Below are 250 nucleotides of genomic sequence, written 5' to 3'. Positions count from 1 at the left end.
GATGTTCAAGTCCATGACTGCTTGATACAATTACTGGACGTTTCCTGAAGTATGACAAAACCCAGCTGTCTCCGGAGGCAATATCCAAAAGGTCATATTCCTTCCATTTTAGCAGTCTTAGGGCAAGCTTCCATGGAAAAATGATTTTATCCATGATCCCGCCATCGAATACTTTAAAGTCGTCCATGAAATATGTATCGACTTGTACGCCAAGCTGTCGTAACGATTCAGCAATCGCAATCCTTGTTCC

Annotated in this window: 1 protein-coding gene; it reads right to left on the bottom strand. The window is 42.4% G+C overall.

All coding sequences use genetic code 11. The features are described 5' to 3' along the window. Positions 1-250, bottom strand: a 250-nt coding sequence (locus tag ACSNOG_RS33735; protein WP_436756475.1) for a hypothetical protein, incomplete at both ends; no start/stop codon positions are given.

This window comes from Streptomyces sp. URMC 124, assembly GCF_051386455.1.
Classification (GTDB): domain Bacteria; phylum Actinomycetota; class Actinomycetes; order Streptomycetales; family Streptomycetaceae; genus Streptomyces.
The sequence above is the reverse complement of the archived record's forward strand: the minus strand, read 5'-3'. Positions and strand labels throughout refer to the sequence as shown.